Raw genomic sequence first — 14,683 nt, 5'->3', positions numbered from 1 at the left:
CCGGTCCTGACCACTTTTTGACGCACGGCAACCGGAACCGATTTTGCTGACACTTTTGCGTCCTTTACTCGTCGAATGAACACCGGGAAGCGACACAGCGGCAAAACGCAAAAGAGCCAGCCCTCGCCACTACGACATTAACATCCCAATTATCAAGTCCGCGGCGATGATTTCTCTCGACCGACCTCGAACCGGCATGCTTTCACGTACTCTACGGTTCTTCAACCTGTCCAGCAAGAAGAACCTTGCCGCGCTCATCCGCGGCCGGGGTCCCGAACTCCGCACACTCACAGCGATGACAAAGCTATTCTCGCGCGGGCGATTTCTGCTCGGCGACTCGGTCCCGGAACCCTGCCAGCAAGCCTGATCTCTCCGGTTTTCACCCGAGCTTTCGCACCGAGGTCGTGTCGCTCGTCAGCGGGGCTCCGTCCGCGGCGACGGGGACGACCCGCGGCACGCTCTCGCCCCGTTCGTCGACCAGGACCGAATGCGCCTCGCCCGCCTCGAATGCATGGCGCTCACCCCATTGGCGAAGCGTGACGATCACCGGAAACAGGTCCTTGCCCGCCTCGGTGAGCGCGTACACCCTGCGCTTGCCCGATTCGGGCTCGACCTGGGCGATGAGTCCGTACGCGACGAGCTTGCGGAGCCGGTCGGCGAGGATGTTGCGCGCGATTCCCGTGCGCTGCTGGAAATCGGTGAACGACCGGGCCCCGTCCATCGCGTCTCGCACGATCAGCAGGCTCCACCGGTCCCCGATCACGTCGGCCGCCCGCGCGACCGGGCACTCCGGATCCGTCCACGCGGGCAGCCGCCCGGCCACACCCTCTCGCGCCACCACTCCTCCAATGAGTTGCGTAATGAAACCATTCTGCCCTACGGTGCGAAGAGTTGCAAAATGAAATCAAACTGAGGAGGTCGCGGTGAGCCGAGGGACGAGACTGCTGCTGGCGGTGGTGTGCGGGGTGGCGGTCGCGAGCGTCTACGCGGGGCAGCCGGTACTGGAGCCGATGGGGCGGGACCTCGGCGTTCCCCGTGATTCGGTCGGCTGGTTCGTCGCCGTCGGACAGCTCGGCTACCTCGCCGGACTGGTGCTGCTGGTGCCGCTGGGCGATCTGCTGGACCGCAGGCGCCTGATCGCCGCGCACCTGGGGCTGGTGGCGGCGGGTCTCGCGGTCACCGCGGCCGCCCCGGTCGCCTGGGTGGCGTTCGGCGGCCTCGCCGTCGCGGGCCTGTTCGCGGTCGTGGTGCAGACCGCGGTCGCCTACGCGGCCTCGATCTCGCCGCCGGGCGAACGCGGGCGCAATCTCGGCGTCGTCACCTCCGGTGTGGTGGTCGGCATCCTCGGCGCCCGGATCGTCACCGGAAGCCTGGCGGACCTGTGGGGCTGGCGGAGCTGCTACCTCGTGCTGGCCGTACTCGCCGCCGCGCTCGGCGTGCTCAGCTTCTTCGCGCTGCCAACGGAAACCCGGACCGAAACCGAGCGGTACGGCCAGGTCGTCCGCTCGCTCGGCCGGCTGTTCACCCGGCCGGTGTTCCTCAGCCGCGGGCTGATCGCCTTCTTCCTCTTCGCCTCGTTCGGCACCCTGTGGAGCGGCATGGCGCTGCCGCTGGCCGGTGCGCCGTGGCACCTGAGCGAAGCGCAGATCGGGCTGTTCGGCATCGCCGGGCTCGCCGGTGCGCTGGGTGCGGCACGCTCCGGCCGCTGGGGCGACTCCGGGCACGCCGGCCGGGTCACCGGTGTCGCGCTCGTGCTCCTGCTCGGCTCTTGGCTCGCCATCGGGCAGCTCGGCTGGTCGCTGGCCCTGCTGATCGTCGGTGTGGTCGCGCTCGACTTCGCCGTCCAAGCCGTGCACGTGAGCAACCAGCACATCCTCACCACGACCTACGCCGACCGCACCAGCACCACGATCGGCGGGTACATGGTGTTCTACTCGCTCGGTTCCGCGTCCGGCGCCACCGCGACCACCGCGCTGTTCGACTCCGCGGGCTGGACCGGCCCCGCCGTCCTCGGCGCCGCGCTCTCGTTGTGCGCGCTCGCCACCTGGGCGCTCGCCCGTCGTGTCGTGCGGTCCCCGTCCTTGCCCCTAGCATCACCTTGTGGAACGGCGATCAATGACAGCTGCGGTCAAGGTGCGTACCGGTGACGTCCTCGGTTTCCGCTTGGCGGCGCACCACCTCGCGAACCGGAAACCGGCCGCCGAGCTGCACGAGGTGGCGGGTGCGTGCGCGATCCAGAACAGTCCGCCGGGGTCCGCGGCGGCCGCGCTGCACGCGCGCGCCGAGGACGTGACGCAAGAGCGGATCGACACGCTCGTCGGCGAGGAGAAGAGCCTTCTGCAGACGTGGTGCATGCGCGGCTCGCCGTTCTTCTTCCCGACTGCCGACGCGCCGATCTTCACCACCGGCGTCCTTCCCGCCAGCGAGAAGGCGCGCCTGCACCTGATCGTCGGCGTCGAACATTCGTTGAAAGAACTCGGCATGGGGCTCGACGAAGCGGTCGACCATGCGGCAGCGGGGATCGGCGCCGTGCTCGCGGGACGACAGCTCGCGATCAACGAACTCGGCGCGGAACTCGCCGCTCGCATCGCGGGCGCGCTTTCGCCCGCCCAGCGCGAAGTTTGGCGGTCAGCCGGGCCGCACGCCGAGAACCAGCCGATCGGCGAAGCCGTCGTGCACTTCTGCATCCGGATCCTGACACTGCGCGGCATCGTCTGCTTCGCTCCGCGCAGCGGGAACAAGGCGCCGTTCGTCCTGGTCGAAGAATGGCTCGGCGCTCCCCTGCCGGAGACCGACCCCGCTCGCGCCCGCGCCGAACTGCTGCGCCGCTACCTGCACTGCTACGGCCCGTCCACGCGAGCGGATTTCGCCGCGTGGCTCGGGGTTCGTTCCGGCGACGCCGACCCGTGGTGGTCCGCGCTCGACCTCATCCCGGTCGACTTCGGCGGAAACCGGGCATGGCTTCTCGCCGAGGACCTCGACGCCCTGAAGTCACCGCCCGAAACACACGGCGTGCGGCTACTCCCACCTCGCGATCCGTACACGCAGATGCGCGACCGGGACACCATCGTCGACAAGCGGCACCACCGCGAGGTGTGGAAGACGCTCGGCGAACCCGGCACGGTACTGGCCGACGGCGCGATCGCCGGTATTTGGCGGCCCCGCAAGAGCGGCCGGAAGCTGACCTTGACGATCACCGCGTTCCGGACGCTAAGCACCCGCGTCCGGAAACAGGTGCACGAGGAGGCGGAGCGGCTCGCTGCGTTGCGTGGCGCTTCGTCCGTGCAGATCGAGTTCGAGGCTTGAGGGCGTTCGCGGACGGCTACCGCAGGTGGACCAGCACCATGCCGTCGTTGCCCGGCGCCACTTCCACCCGCCGGTACAGCTTCTTCAGGTGCGGCTGCTTCAGTATCGCGAGCACGCGGTTCTTGAGCTTTCCCGAGCCCTTGCCCGGGATGATCTCGACCAGCGGCACCTTCTCGCCCGCCGCACGGAAGATCGCGTTGCGCACCGCTTTGTCGATATCCCGATCGTTGCGGAACACCGGGTGTAGATCCACCGTGAGCTTCTCCGGCAACACGTGCTCCTTCGCGTGACGACGTTCAGCGATCGAGGATAGCCGCGGGCGTCAGTAAGGCCACCATCTACAGTCTTCGGCCTTGACGTGTATGCGGGGCACGGTGAGAGTCACAGGCACGCCTGCGGCGCGCCGTGTGAAACTGTCGCTCCACGGTGCGGGTCGCGTCGTTGGTCACCAGCGACAGTTCCCCACGGAACGAAAACCTTTGGTCGCCTTGAGGTAGCGTCCCCGACGCACTTTCGGTCCCGATTGTTTTTCATCTTCTGCGCCGTCGTGGGCGCGTTGTGGCAGGTAGTCATCTTTTGTGTACACGATCGGGTGACGCTCGATTCTTTGCGGGGCGGTAGAATTGTTTTATGAACACCAAATCTGATTCTGTTCAGCGACGTTTGGCGATTATTCGGTATCAGCAGGCGATGTTGTTGCGGGATATCGCCGATATAGAGCAGGAGTCGTCGCGAAGATCGACCGTGGGACAGGTGGCGCTGCTGTGTGCCTTGACCCAGAACTCGGCGGAGCGGAAGACGGCGCTCGCTGACGCGTTGACCTCGTACCTGCCACGCACCCTGGAAGCACTGGAGAGGGGCTCATCGACGAGTACTCGGCCTCGCGGGTGTTCGAAGCCACGGCGTGTGTCTCTCGGGAGGTAGCGTCCGAAGTGGACGCTCGACTGGTTGAGAAGTTCGAGAACCGGAACGCGCCCGCGCTGCGGCGGATGGTCAACTCGCTGTTGATGCGCATCGACCCCGAAGGGTACGAACAGCGACGTAAGGCCAAGGCGGCGGCGCGCAGGCTCGAAATCCGCCACGGGGATCACGGGTCATCGACACTGTTCGCCGAACTGCCGTCCGACCGTGCTCAGGCGCTCTACGCGGCCTGCGACCAAGACGCACTGGAGAAAAAGCGGCAGGGCGACAAGCGCACCATGGACCAACTCAGGCTCGATGCGCTGGTCGAACGGTGCTTGAGCGGGAGTTGCGGCGGCAAGCCGAAAGCGCAAATCTTTCCTGCACATCGACCTGCCCACCCTGATGGGGCTGCGAGACAATCCCGCGGAACTCACCGGATGCGGCGACATCTCACCGGAGATGGCCCGCGAAATCGCCTTCGACGCCAACTCCGTCTGGAACCGCATCATCGACGAACCCATGACACAGCTACCGCTCGACGTCGGTCGGAAAAACTACCGGCCCGCCAAGCGCATGCGCAAGTACATCCAGGTCGCCTGCCGCCGCACCTGCAGCATGCCCGGCTGCAACCGACCCGCCCAGTACACCGACCTCGACCACGCGCAGGCGTGGAAAGACGGCGGCGGAACCAACAAAACGAACCTCCGGCCGTTGTGCAGGGTCCATCACAAACTCCGCGAAGAACCCGGCTGGACCTTCACCACCGACCCGACCGGAAAACTGACCGTCACCACGCCCGACGGGCGCAGCTACACCGAACGGACCTAGCTAGTCGATCGCGTGGTAGCCGCCGCGGTAGAAGACGAGCGCGGGCGTGTTGCCCCTGGCGCGCAAGGAAAGCACCTCCGCGAGGAACAGCACGTGGTCGCCCGCCGGGCGCGCGGTGACCGATCGGCATTCCAGGTTCGCCACCGCGCCGGTGAGCAGGGCGGCGCCGGTGCGAGAGCCGATCGTGTGCGCGACGCCGTCCAGTTCGCGTACGGTCGCGCGGTTGGCGAAGCGGGCGGACAGCGCTCGCTGGTCGGCGGCGAGCACCGACACCGCCCACAGGCCGGTGGCGCGCAACGCGGCGGTGAACGGCGAGTCCCGGTGGAAGCACACGGAAACCAATGCGGGTTCGAGCGACACCGACGTGAAACTGTTGGCGGTGCGCGCATCCTGGCCGTGTTCGGTCCTCGTGGTGATCACCGTGACGCCGGTCGGCAAACCGCCCAGCGTCGCGCGCAGCGCGTCCGGGGCCACCGGTGCAGCGGTCATCGCGCGCTCGCGACCGGGCGCAGGCGCTGATCCGGCAAACCGGTCCACCGCTGCGCCTGCGGCAGATCGAGCCCGAACTGGTCGAGCACACGCGCGGTGAGCTGCGTGACCACGTCGTCGACGGTGGCCGGTCTGGTGTAGAACACCGGCACCGGCGGGGCGATCACCGCGCCCATCCTGGTCAGCGCGAGCATGTTCTCCAGATGGATTTCCGAGAACGGCAGTTCACGGGGCACCACCACAAGACGGCGCCGCTCCTTCAACGCGACATCGGCGGCCCTCGTGATCAGATCGTCGCCGTACCCCATCCGCACCGCGGCAAGGGTTTTCATGCTGCACGGCACAATGACCATGCCGTCGGTCCGGAACGAACCGCTGGCGATCGCGGCGCACTGGTCCCCCGGCGCGTAGCTGTAGTCCGCCATCGCGCGCACCTGCGCGACGGTGCAGTCCGTCTCGAACTCCACCGTGGCCCTTCCCCACTTGCTGAGCACGAGATGCGTCTCCACGCCCAGTTCGCGCAGTGCCTCCAGCACGCGCACGCCGAGAACCGCGCCACTGGCCCCGGTGATCCCCACGATCAGCTTCATGATCGACTCCTGTCCTCATCCAGCGAAGCTGCGCGTCACGATGGAGCGCAGCACGTACGGGACGGTCGCGTCGATGTAGGTGCGGCCCGGTGGCGAGGCGGAGCCTCGTGCCGTGGTCCAGCCGTCCCCCTGCGACGGGTCCATGGTCAAAGCGCGGAATCCGCCGAACGTGGTGGAATCCGCGTCGAGATTCGCCCGTGTGGTGATCGCCCACAGCACGTCCTCCCCCGACGTGATGTCGACATCCTCATCGGTGAACACGATGAGCTTGACGAACGGGTGGTCGTCGAAGATGCGGCGGGCGATGTGCTTGAGCCTGCCGTCCGCCTCCCGCGACGGTTTCCGCACGGCCACGACCAGCAGCAGCATCCCGCCCCCTGCCGGGGAATAGTGCAGGTCGTGGATCAGGTTCCAGTCGTCGCCGTCATGCGACAGCGCGACCGACAACGCGCCCGCGGTGCCGAGAATGACCGACTGCTCCCGGCCCGGCCCGATCACCGCCTGGTACACCGGCGACTCGCGACTGGTCACCGCGGTCACCGTGAGCACGGGAAGATCGTTGCGTGCTTCCCCGTCGTAGCCGAGGAATTCCGGCAGCGACACGTCCGGCGCGCCGTTGAGCGTCTCGTCGGTGACCGTGTCGTCGAGATAGCCCTCCAGCACGATCTCCGACTCGGCCAGCACCGAGGTCTCCTGGCTGACCGCGGGCGCGACGGTGACCGGGGCCCCGGCCAGCGCACCGGCGATCGCGAGCTTTTCCTTACCCGCCAGCACTTTCGAGCTGAGCGCGGAGGCGATCATGGCCGCGGGCGGCACCCCGATGTTGACCGACACGGCCAGCCGCCCCGTGCGCCGGACGGCGGCTTCGTGCATCGCGCGCAACCGCCTGCTCGGCACCATCCAGACCGCGAGCCGGTCCGGCCCGACCACCAGCATCCGGTGCACCGACAGGGCGACCTCGCCGGTGACCGGATCAGCCGCGTAGATCATCCCCATGGTCAGGTACGGACCCGCGTCGCGAGGAGTCGAGCGCAACACCGGCAGTTCGGTCAGGTCGACGTGTCGACGGAGCACCGCCTGCGCGGGTGGATCCTCGACCGTTTCCGGCGGGCGCACCTCCGCGAGCACGCGGTCCACGGCCGCCCTGCTGGCCGTCGAAGGCAGACCGGGCAACCAGCGCCGCACGCGATCGCGGCACCCGTACAACCCGAGCAGCGCCGGGATCGACGAGTCCTCGACCAGGTACTCGACGGCCTTTTCCGCACGGGCGGCGGAATTCGCCGGGATCCCGCCGAAGTTCGCGGCGAAGTCCGCCGCGATGTCCTGCCGCGAGAACGCGCCCGGCCTGCTCACCCAGTCGTCCGGCCGATGCGCGCGAATCCAGTCCGCCGCGGCGCGCAGCGACAGCCCTGGCCTGCTCATCGCACCGCTCCTGTCATCCCCGCCACCTCGGCGAACCAGCTCGCCGGGCGCACCGCGTCGAGCAGCGCGGTGCCGACGAGCAGCCCGGAGTACCCCGCCGAGAGAAGCGCGGCCGCGTCCGCCGGGGTGCCGACACCGCTCGCGCTCACCGCGCACCGGGTCCCGGTGGCCAGCACTGCCTCCGACAACCGGAGGCTGCGCGCGAGGTCCCCGTCACCGCGTTCACCGGTCCGGATGTCCTTGTTGTTCACCGCGATCACGCACTCGGCGGGATGGGCCACGTCGGCGATCTCCTCCTCCGAAACCACTTCGACGAACGGGGTGAGCCCGAGCAGAAGCGCGCGTTCGGTCAGCGAGCGCAGGACGCTCACGGGCAGCAGCTGCGCGGTCAGCAGCACGGCGGACACCCCCAGCTCGGCGGCCCGCCGCAGATGCCGTTCCCTGGTGAGGAAATCCTTCTGCAGCAAGGGAACCCCGCTCACTTCCCGCACCGCTCGCAGCATCTCGACGGTGCCGCCGAACCAGGATCCGGTCACCACCGACAGGCACGGCGCGCCCGCTTCGCGGTACGCGTCCGCCACCTCGGCGGGACCGCGGCCGCCGAGCAGGTCGCGTCCCCCGGAATCACGGGCCTTGACCTCCGCGATCACCGGCACCGGCGCGGCGGCCAAGGCTTCGACGAAACCGCTCACGCCGACACCGCCGCCGTCCACTCTCGACGGATGGCTCGCACCGCGTCCGCGTCGAACCGTCCTCGCGCGTCCCGCGCCCCGGAGTCCACATCGACTCCGGCGAACCGGTGATCGCGCATGGTCGCGCGGAACTGCCCCGCGTTGGCCGCGGTCAGCCCGCCCGCCAGCAGGACCGGTCGGTCGACCGCGCCGACCACCGACGCGGCCACCTCCGGGTCGAGCCGGTGCGCCGTGCTGCCGATCCGGCCGCCGACCATCGAGTCCAGCAGGAACAGATCCGCGCCTGCCCGCTGGTAGGCGTCGATCAGCAGCCGTTCCAGGCACTGCCCGTCGCGCACGTGCAGGACCTTCACCACGGTCAGCCCGCGCGACTTCAGCGCGCGGACCGCGGCCGGGGTCTGGTACCCGTGCAACTGCACCCAGTTCACCCCGGACCCCTCGACGCGCGCGAGCAGCGCGCGCACGTCACGGGACAGGGTCACCAGCACCGGTGTGCGGCCCCGTTTCTTGACCGCGCGCACCAGCCGGTCGAACGCGGCGTCGCCGAGCTGCGCGCGCCCGTCCGGCACCCCGCTCCACAACCCGATCAGATCCGCGCCGGCCGCGGCGAGCAGGTCGACGTCCGCGACGCGGGTCGCCCCGCAGATCTTGAGCAACATGAGTCCCCCTTGCGATTCCGGTCATGCGTCGACGAGGGCGGGTAGCCCGGCGAGTGCGGAACCGAGCGCGTCCTCGTCGACGGAGTCGTCCCGCATCTGCCCGGACAGGTAGCGCTCGTAGGCGCTCAGGTCAAAGTGCCCGTGCCCAGACAGTCCGAAAAGGATTGTTTCGCCGACGCCGTTTTCCTTGCAGCGCAGTGCCTCTCGGATTGCGACGTCGATGGCATGCGTCGATTCGGGCGCCGGGATTATGCCCTCCGCCCGTGCGAACCGGATACCCGACTCGAAGCACCGGGTCTGCCCGACGGCCTCGGCCTCGATCAGGTCCGCGGCCAGCGCCCCGCTCACCAGCGGCGCCATTCCGTGGTAGCGCAGGCCGCCCGCGTGCAGCGACGGCGGCACGAAGCGGTGGCCGAGCGTGTGCATCTTCAGCAGCGGGGTGAGCCCCGCGGTGTCGCCGAAGTCGTAGCTGAGCTTGCCGCGCGTCATCGTCGGGCAGGCGGCCGGTTCCGCCGCGATGACCCGCACGCGCCTGCCGCCGCGCAACTGCGCCCCGAGGAACGGGAACACCAGCCCGCCGAAGTTGCTGCCGCCCCCGGCGCACCCGATCACCACGTCCGGGTAGTCGTCGGCGAGCGCGAGCTGGCTGAGCGCCTCCTGCCCGATCACGCTCTGGTGCAACAGGACGTGGTTGAGCACGCTGCCGCCCGCGTAGTTCGTCGCCGGATCCCCCGCCGCGATTTCGACGGCCTCGGAGGTGGCGATGCCGAGGCTGCCAGGGCAGTCCGGATCGGCGGCCAGTACGGCGCGGCCCGCCTCGGTTTCCTCGCTGGGGCTCGGCGTGCAGCGCGCGCCGTAGGTCTCCATCAGCAGCTTGCGGTACGGCTTCTGGTGGTAGCTCACCTTCACCATGTAGACCTGCACGTCGAGGTCGAACAGCGCACCGGCGAGCGCGAGCGACGAACCCCATTGCCCGGCACCGGTTTCGGTGGCCAGCTTCGTGATACCGGCTTCCTTGTTGTAATAGGCCTGCGCGATCGCGGTGTTCGGCTTGTGGCTTCCCGCGGGGCTACCGCCCTCGTACTTGTAGTAGATGCGCGCCGGCGTGTCGAGCGCCCGCTCCAGCCGCCTGGCCCGGAACAGCGGCGACGGCCGCCACTGCGCGTAGAGCTGGCGCACCGGTCCGGGAATCTCGATCTCCCGCTCCCGGCTCAGCTCCTGCCTCGCCAGTTCCTCCGGCATGATCGGCAGCAGGTCCGCCACCTCGATCGGCTTGCCGGTGCCGGGGTGCAGCATCGGCGGCGGATCGATGAGATCGGCGGCGAGGTTGTACCAGGTCTCCGGCAGTTCGTTCTCGCTGAGCTGGTACTTGACCTGTTCGGCCATATCGTGTTTCTCCTGATCTCAATAGAGTTTCGGGGGTTTCGCCGGAGCTTCGGCGACGAGCGAACCGGTGGTGAACGTCTCGGAACCCGAGAAGAGCAGCGGGTGCGCGGCGCGCAGCCCGGTGATGACGAGGTCGTAGGGCAGGTCGTCGAATTCGCCGTGCTCGTGCAGGAACTCCAGGTGCCTGCGCCCGGCCGCGTCGTAGGGGTGGTACACGCTGTCCTCGGTGCCGTCGAACTCCAGCGGCGCGATCCGGTACAGCCGGCAGAGCCGCTTGTTGAACACCGGCGTCGCCCGCAGCCAGCGCTCCCCGATCCGGACCGAAGCCAGGCAGTGGAACCGGAAGACGTCCCCGCCGACCAGTGCGCGCAACCGGTCCGAGGCCAGGTGGTTGCGCACGTCGGTGAGCACCAGCCTGGACGGCACGCCGATCGCCCGCGCCGCGGCGGCGAACAGCACCGACTTGTGCAGGCACATCCCCGAACCGCTGCGCAGCACCCCGCTGGCGCTCAGCCCGCCGCGGGACAGATCCGCGCCGTAGACCTCGTAGCGCACGTCGTCGCGCACCGCCCGGTACAGGGCCGCGACCGCGTCCGCCGATGCTGTCGCCGGACCGGGCAGCACCCGTCGCACGAATTCCCGCACCGGAGCGGACTCGTGGTCCAGGAACTCCGTGGCCGCCAATACGGCTCGTTCGGCTGTCATGACCGTCCCCTCACGTCTCCAGGCCGAGCATCGTGGCGATGCGGTTGTGCTGGATTTCCGAAGTCCCCGAGTAGATGGTGCCCGCGACCGCGTTGCGCAGATCCTTTTCCAGCCCGTACTCGGCCATGTACCCGTTTCCGCCGAAGATCTGCACGGCGGCCATGGCCGAAGCCACGTTGTACTCGCTCGCGGTGAGCTTCGCTATCGCGATGTCCGTTGTCACGTTTTCTTTCCTGGTCAACCGGAGCGCGGTGTCGTACAGCCACTTCCGCGTCGTTTCGACGCCGATCTTCATGTCGACGATCTTGTGCGCGACCGCCTGGTACGACGAGATGGGCCTGCCGAACTGCTCGCGCTGGTTCGCGTATTCCACGCACCGCGCGAGCCGGTGCTGCATTTCCCCCAGGTTGATGACGAACGAGCAGAGTATCTCCCATTTCATCACGTGGTCGAGCACCAGGAAACCCGCGCCGCGCCGCCCGACGACGTTGGCCGCCGGGACGCGGCAGTCCTCGAAGTACAGTTCGCACAGCGGCGAGGTGCGCAGTCCCATCTTCGGAATGGCGTTGCCGACCGAGAAACCGGGGGTATCCCGCTCGACGAGGAACGCCGTCGTGCCGAGCGGGCCGCCGTCGGGATGGGTCTTCGCGTACACCACGAACACGTCCGCGACCGGCCCGTTGCTGACGAACGTCTTGCTCCCGTTGAGCACGAAGCAGTCGCCGTCGGCCACCGCGGCGGTGCGCCCGCCGAGCGCGTCCGAACCCGCCCCCGGTTCGGAGATCGCGTGCGCGCCGATCACCTCTCCCGCGCAGATCTTCGGCAGGTAGGTGCGCTTGAGGTGGTCCGAACCGTAGCGCTGGAGCGGGATCCCCGTGCTCACCATGTGCGTGGAAACCGAGAAGTTCAGCCCGCCGTCGCGGCACTCGCGCCCGAGCGCTTCGAGCACGTACATCGTGGTGAGCAGGTCCTGGCCGAGGCCTCCCCAGCGCTCGTCGAACGGGAGCCCCAGAATCCCGCACTCGGCGACGAGCTTCCACTTGTCCATGCCGAACGTGCCGGCGCGATCGCGTTCGACGTGCCCCGCGCTCAGTTCCGCGCACCATTTACTCAGTCCCGCCGCCAGCTCCCGCTGGTCCGCATTCCACTCGATCACGAGTCATCCCCTCGGTTTCCGAGAACCCGGCTCAGTACTGGGAGAACCCGTCGGAGTCGAGGCTGTGCCGTTCGTCCCCGCGCAGTGCCGGGGAGAACACGCACACCAGCCGCAGGTCCTCCTCGTCGGAGGCGATCAGGAAATGCGGGTCGTGGCGATCGAGCGCGTAGAGCGTTCCCGGTTCGAGGCGATGGGACGTGCCGTCGATGTCGACCACCTCGCCCTTTCCGGAAATGCAGTAGCACGATTCCAGGTGGCGGCGGTACTCGAGCCGCGACTTGGTTCCGGCGTGCACGATGGTGTCCGTGACGCTGTACCCGAGGCCGTCGTCGTCGAGCAGGAAGCGGCGGCTCACCCCGTTCCCCCAGTCGACCGATTTCACATCCTCGATCTTTCGGACGATCATCCTTACCCCTCTTTTCCGACACTGGAAGAAATGGCACGACGTGATCCCTGCCCGTCGTGCCCTGACCGTATTTCCGCGACGAACTGCGCGAGCGCGCCGACCACGTCCGTCCCCTCGGCCGCGGCCCGCTCGACCACGGACACCGCCGCGCTGCCGATGATCGCCGCGTCGGCGCCCGCGGCACGGACCCCGTCGATCTCGCGCGCGCCCTTGACACCGAACCCGACCGCGATCGGCACCGTCGCGCTCGCCCGCAGCGCGTCGATCACCGGCGCCAGCCCCGCGTGGCCACCCGATGGCGCCGACCCGGTGCGGCCGTAGTGCGCGACCAGGTAGAGGTAGGCCGACGCGTGGCGCGCCGACTCGCGCGCGGTCCGCTCGTCGGAGCTCGGATAGCAGGTCGTCACCACCGGCACCGCTCGATCGGCGGCCGCCTCGTAGTACTTCTCGCGCAGCAGCGGCGGCAGCCCGTGCACGAGGACCGCATCGGCACCGGCGTCACCGAGCAGGCCGAGAAAGTCCTCCACGCCAAGCGGTTTGACCGTGTGGCTCCAATCGGCGAGCACCGCGATGCGCAGGTGTTCGAGGCCCGCCCGCGCTTCGGCCACGACGTCGAGCGTGCCCCGCAGGTCCGTCCCGGCCGCCAGCGCGCGGGACGCGGAACGGCGGACCACCGGTCCGTCGGTGCAGGAGTCCGGGAACGGCACCGCCAGCTCCAGGCAGTCCACTTCGGACTCGTCGAGCATCCGGATCAACTCGGGCAGCACCGGCAGCGGCGGATCGCCCGCGTTGATGAACAGCGCGAGCCCCGGTTTCCCCGGTGGCGCGGCGAAGAAGCCGGGCCGGGCGTCCTCAGCCATGGGCGCCGACCACCTCCGGCTGGCGGCAGCGGTCGACCAGCCGCCGGGCGGATCCGTCGTGCACGGCGGTCAACGCGGCCCGCACCGCCTCCGGCCACGAATCGCACGCACCCACCGCGATCGCCAGCGCGGCCGCGTTCAGGCACACCGTGTGCACGGCGCCGTCGGGAGCGTCTCCCGCGAGCACGCCGAGAAACCGTTCGACCGCTTCGGTTTCCGGTGCCGCGGCGAGATCGGCGTCGGAGGCCGGGACCAGTCCCAGCGCGCCGGGGTCGAGCACCTCTGGTGCCCTGCCGTCGTTGCCCAGCACCGCGTTGGGGCCGGCCGTGGTCAGTTCGTCCACACCGGACTCGTTGTGGCACAACAGGATCCGCTTGTGGCGCTCGCGCTCGGCGAGCACCCCGAGATACCCGGCGAGCTGCCCAACCGCCACGCCGGTCACCTGCGCCGACACCGGTACCGTCGGCAGGAACGGCCCCACCGCGTTGAGGAACCGGCCGACCGAGCGGATGTCCAGTGGCGCCACGTCCCTGGCCAGCGAGGTGATCTGCGCCGGGTAGACGAAGTTGCCCGCGAACGCGATGCCGTGCCGGTCCAGCAATTCGGCGGTCCGCTCGTAGGACCCGGTCAGCTCGATGCCGAGCAGTCCGAGGAGATCGAACGAGCCGACCCGGCCAGAGTACGCGCGTGACCCGGTCTTGAGCACGCGCACACCCGTGGCCGCGGCCACGAACGCACTCGCGGTGGAGATGTTGAACGTGCCCCGCCCGCCGCCGGTGCCGACGATGTTGACGGTGTCTGGGAAGGCCACCGGCGGCGTGCTCCGGTGCTCGTCGAGCGAGTCGAACAACGCGCGCAGCGTGTCCCGGTCCGGCATCGCCGTGCCGAGCGAGGCGAGCACGGCGGCGGCTTCCCCGCGCCGGAGCTTCCCGGCGGCCTGGCGGTCCCAGAACGCACGCCAGGCGGGCACGCCGATCGGCTCGGTGCGCGCCAGCAACCTCGACAGCAGCTCGGTCATGGCAGGTGAACCGCCGATGCTTCGAGCGCGGCGCCGACGAAGGCGTTGATCGCGGTGACCGTGCGGAAGCTGTCCGGGTTCAGGTCGACGTCGTCGACCGGGACGTCGAAGGTGTCTTCGAGCCACGCGATCAGCTTGAGCAGGCCGAGGCTGTCGATGACGCCGTTGGCGATCAGGTCGTAATCGGCGGCGAGGTCCTCGTGCGGGACATCGGGGAGGAACTCCTCGACGACGAACGCGCGAATGGCTGAGCTGTGGTCCAC

General features: G+C 69.0%; 17 protein-coding genes. 3 read left to right on the top strand and 14 right to left on the bottom strand.

The window, feature by feature from the left end:
- Positions 1-379: 379 nt before the first annotated feature.
- Positions 380-838: a winged helix-turn-helix transcriptional regulator gene (locus tag HUW46_RS37750; RefSeq protein WP_215543490.1), complete on the bottom strand. Its 459-nt coding sequence runs from the start codon at positions 836-838 to the stop codon at positions 380-382.
- 85 nt (positions 839-923) lie between these two features.
- Between HUW46_RS37750 and HUW46_RS37745 the strand changes: the two genes are divergently transcribed.
- Positions 924-2,147, top strand: a complete 1,224-nt coding sequence (locus tag HUW46_RS37745) for an MFS transporter (protein ID WP_215543489.1) — start codon at positions 924-926, stop codon at positions 2,145-2,147.
- Positions 2,116-3,306 carry a winged helix DNA-binding domain-containing protein gene (locus HUW46_RS37740; protein WP_215543488.1) on the top strand — a complete coding sequence of 397 codons (1,191 nt, stop codon included), beginning with the start codon at positions 2,116-2,118 and terminating at the stop codon, positions 3,304-3,306. Before HUW46_RS37745 ends, HUW46_RS37740 begins: the two co-directional genes overlap by 32 nt.
- A 16-nt stretch (positions 3,307-3,322) precedes the next feature.
- Here HUW46_RS37740 and HUW46_RS37735 read toward each other — a convergent pair whose 3' ends face one another.
- Positions 3,323-3,580 (bottom strand): Smr/MutS family protein, encoded by a 258-nt coding sequence (locus tag HUW46_RS37735; protein WP_254125293.1) that lies wholly within the window; start codon positions 3,578-3,580, stop codon positions 3,323-3,325.
- A 1,088-nt stretch (positions 3,581-4,668) separates the two neighbouring features.
- Between HUW46_RS37735 and HUW46_RS37730 the strand changes: the two genes are divergently transcribed.
- On the top strand, positions 4,669-5,037 hold the full coding sequence (locus HUW46_RS37730) for an HNH endonuclease signature motif containing protein (RefSeq protein WP_215543486.1): 369 nt from the start codon (positions 4,669-4,671) through the stop codon (positions 5,035-5,037).
- Here HUW46_RS37730 and HUW46_RS37725 read toward each other — a convergent pair whose 3' ends face one another.
- The 12 genes from HUW46_RS37725 to HUW46_RS37670 are packed head-to-tail and all read right to left on the bottom strand — an operon-like array spanning position 5,038 to position 14,683.
- Complete coding sequence (locus HUW46_RS37725; RefSeq protein WP_215543485.1) at positions 5,038-5,526, bottom strand: flavin reductase family protein; 489 nt, start codon at positions 5,524-5,526, stop codon at positions 5,038-5,040.
- Entirely contained in the window at positions 5,523-6,116 is a 594-nt protein-coding gene (locus HUW46_RS37720; RefSeq protein WP_215543484.1) for a UbiX family flavin prenyltransferase, read from the bottom strand. Before HUW46_RS37720 ends, HUW46_RS37725 begins: the two co-directional genes overlap by 4 nt.
- A gap of 15 nt (positions 6,117-6,131) precedes the next feature.
- Positions 6,132-7,538 carry a UbiD family decarboxylase gene (locus tag HUW46_RS37715; RefSeq protein ID WP_215543483.1) on the bottom strand — a complete coding sequence of 469 codons (1,407 nt, stop codon included), beginning with the start codon at positions 7,536-7,538 and terminating at the stop codon, positions 6,132-6,134.
- Positions 7,535-8,230 (bottom strand): hypothetical protein, encoded by a 696-nt coding sequence (locus HUW46_RS37710; protein WP_215543482.1) that lies wholly within the window; start codon positions 8,228-8,230, stop codon positions 7,535-7,537. Before HUW46_RS37710 ends, HUW46_RS37715 begins: the two co-directional genes overlap by 4 nt.
- Positions 8,227-8,889: a phosphoribosylanthranilate isomerase gene (locus HUW46_RS37705; protein ID WP_215543481.1), complete on the bottom strand. Its 663-nt coding sequence runs from the start codon at positions 8,887-8,889 to the stop codon at positions 8,227-8,229. Before HUW46_RS37705 ends, HUW46_RS37710 begins: the two co-directional genes overlap by 4 nt.
- A 21-nt stretch (positions 8,890-8,910) precedes the next feature.
- Positions 8,911-10,275: a TrpB-like pyridoxal phosphate-dependent enzyme gene (locus HUW46_RS37700; protein ID WP_215543480.1), complete on the bottom strand. Its 1,365-nt coding sequence runs from the start codon at positions 10,273-10,275 to the stop codon at positions 8,911-8,913.
- 18 nt (positions 10,276-10,293) lie between these two features.
- On the bottom strand, positions 10,294-10,980 hold the full coding sequence (locus HUW46_RS37695) for a transglutaminase-like domain-containing protein (RefSeq protein WP_215543479.1): 687 nt from the start codon (positions 10,978-10,980) through the stop codon (positions 10,294-10,296).
- 10 nt (positions 10,981-10,990) lie between these two features.
- A complete protein-coding gene (locus tag HUW46_RS37690) occupies positions 10,991-12,136 on the bottom strand; it encodes an acyl-CoA dehydrogenase family protein (protein ID WP_254125291.1) in 1,146 nt (381 codons plus the stop codon).
- Between the two features lie 31 nt (positions 12,137-12,167).
- Positions 12,168-12,542, bottom strand: a complete 375-nt coding sequence (locus HUW46_RS37685; RefSeq protein ID WP_215543478.1) for an ectoine synthase — start codon at positions 12,540-12,542, stop codon at positions 12,168-12,170.
- A gap of 2 nt (positions 12,543-12,544) precedes the next feature.
- Positions 12,545-13,402, bottom strand: coding sequence for a tryptophan synthase subunit alpha (trpA, locus tag HUW46_RS37680; protein WP_215543477.1), 858 nt, complete (start codon positions 13,400-13,402; stop codon positions 12,545-12,547).
- The gene (locus HUW46_RS37675) at positions 13,395-14,420 is read right to left on the bottom strand and encodes an anthranilate phosphoribosyltransferase (RefSeq protein WP_215543476.1); all 1,026 of its coding nucleotides are present in this window, start codon (positions 14,418-14,420) and stop codon (positions 13,395-13,397) included. The genes trpA and HUW46_RS37675 overlap by 8 nt, the downstream gene beginning before the upstream one ends.
- Complete coding sequence (locus HUW46_RS37670) at positions 14,417-14,683, bottom strand: phosphopantetheine-binding protein (protein ID WP_215543475.1); 267 nt, start codon at positions 14,681-14,683, stop codon at positions 14,417-14,419. The genes HUW46_RS37675 and HUW46_RS37670 overlap by 4 nt, the downstream gene beginning before the upstream one ends.

It is taken from the genome of Amycolatopsis sp. CA-230715 (genome assembly GCF_018736145.1).
GTDB lineage: Bacteria > Actinomycetota > Actinomycetes > Mycobacteriales > Pseudonocardiaceae > Amycolatopsis.
The sequence above is the reverse complement of the archived record's forward strand: the minus strand, read 5'-3'. Positions and strand labels throughout refer to the sequence as shown.

Excerpts from the sequence above, each read along its gene's own strand:
- HUW46_RS37675 (WP_215543476.1), bottom strand. The coding sequence starts at position 14,420 with ATGACCGAGCTGCTGTCGAGGTTGCTGGCGCGCACCGAGCCGATCGGC.
- HUW46_RS37685 (WP_215543478.1), bottom strand. The coding sequence starts at position 12,542 with ATGATCGTCCGAAAGATCGAGGATGTGAAATCGGTCGACTGGGGGAAC.
- HUW46_RS37725 (WP_215543485.1), bottom strand. The coding sequence starts at position 5,526 with ATGACCGCTGCACCGGTGGCCCCGGACGCGCTGCGCGCGACGCTGGGC.
- HUW46_RS37705 (WP_215543481.1), bottom strand. The coding sequence starts at position 8,889 with ATGTTGCTCAAGATCTGCGGGGCGACCCGCGTCGCGGACGTCGACCTG.
- HUW46_RS37740 (WP_215543488.1), top strand. The coding sequence starts at position 2,116 with ATGACAGCTGCGGTCAAGGTGCGTACCGGTGACGTCCTCGGTTTCCGC.
- HUW46_RS37720 (WP_215543484.1), bottom strand. The coding sequence starts at position 6,116 with ATGAAGCTGATCGTGGGGATCACCGGGGCCAGTGGCGCGGTTCTCGGC.
- HUW46_RS37700 (WP_215543480.1), bottom strand. The coding sequence starts at position 10,275 with ATGGCCGAACAGGTCAAGTACCAGCTCAGCGAGAACGAACTGCCGGAG.
- HUW46_RS37715 (WP_215543483.1), bottom strand. The coding sequence starts at position 7,538 with ATGAGCAGGCCAGGGCTGTCGCTGCGCGCCGCGGCGGACTGGATTCGC.
- trpA (WP_215543477.1), bottom strand. The coding sequence starts at position 13,402 with ATGGCTGAGGACGCCCGGCCCGGCTTCTTCGCCGCGCCACCGGGGAAA.
- HUW46_RS37730 (WP_215543486.1), top strand. The coding sequence starts at position 4,669 with ATGGCCCGCGAAATCGCCTTCGACGCCAACTCCGTCTGGAACCGCATC.
- HUW46_RS37695 (WP_215543479.1), bottom strand. The coding sequence starts at position 10,980 with ATGACAGCCGAACGAGCCGTATTGGCGGCCACGGAGTTCCTGGACCAC.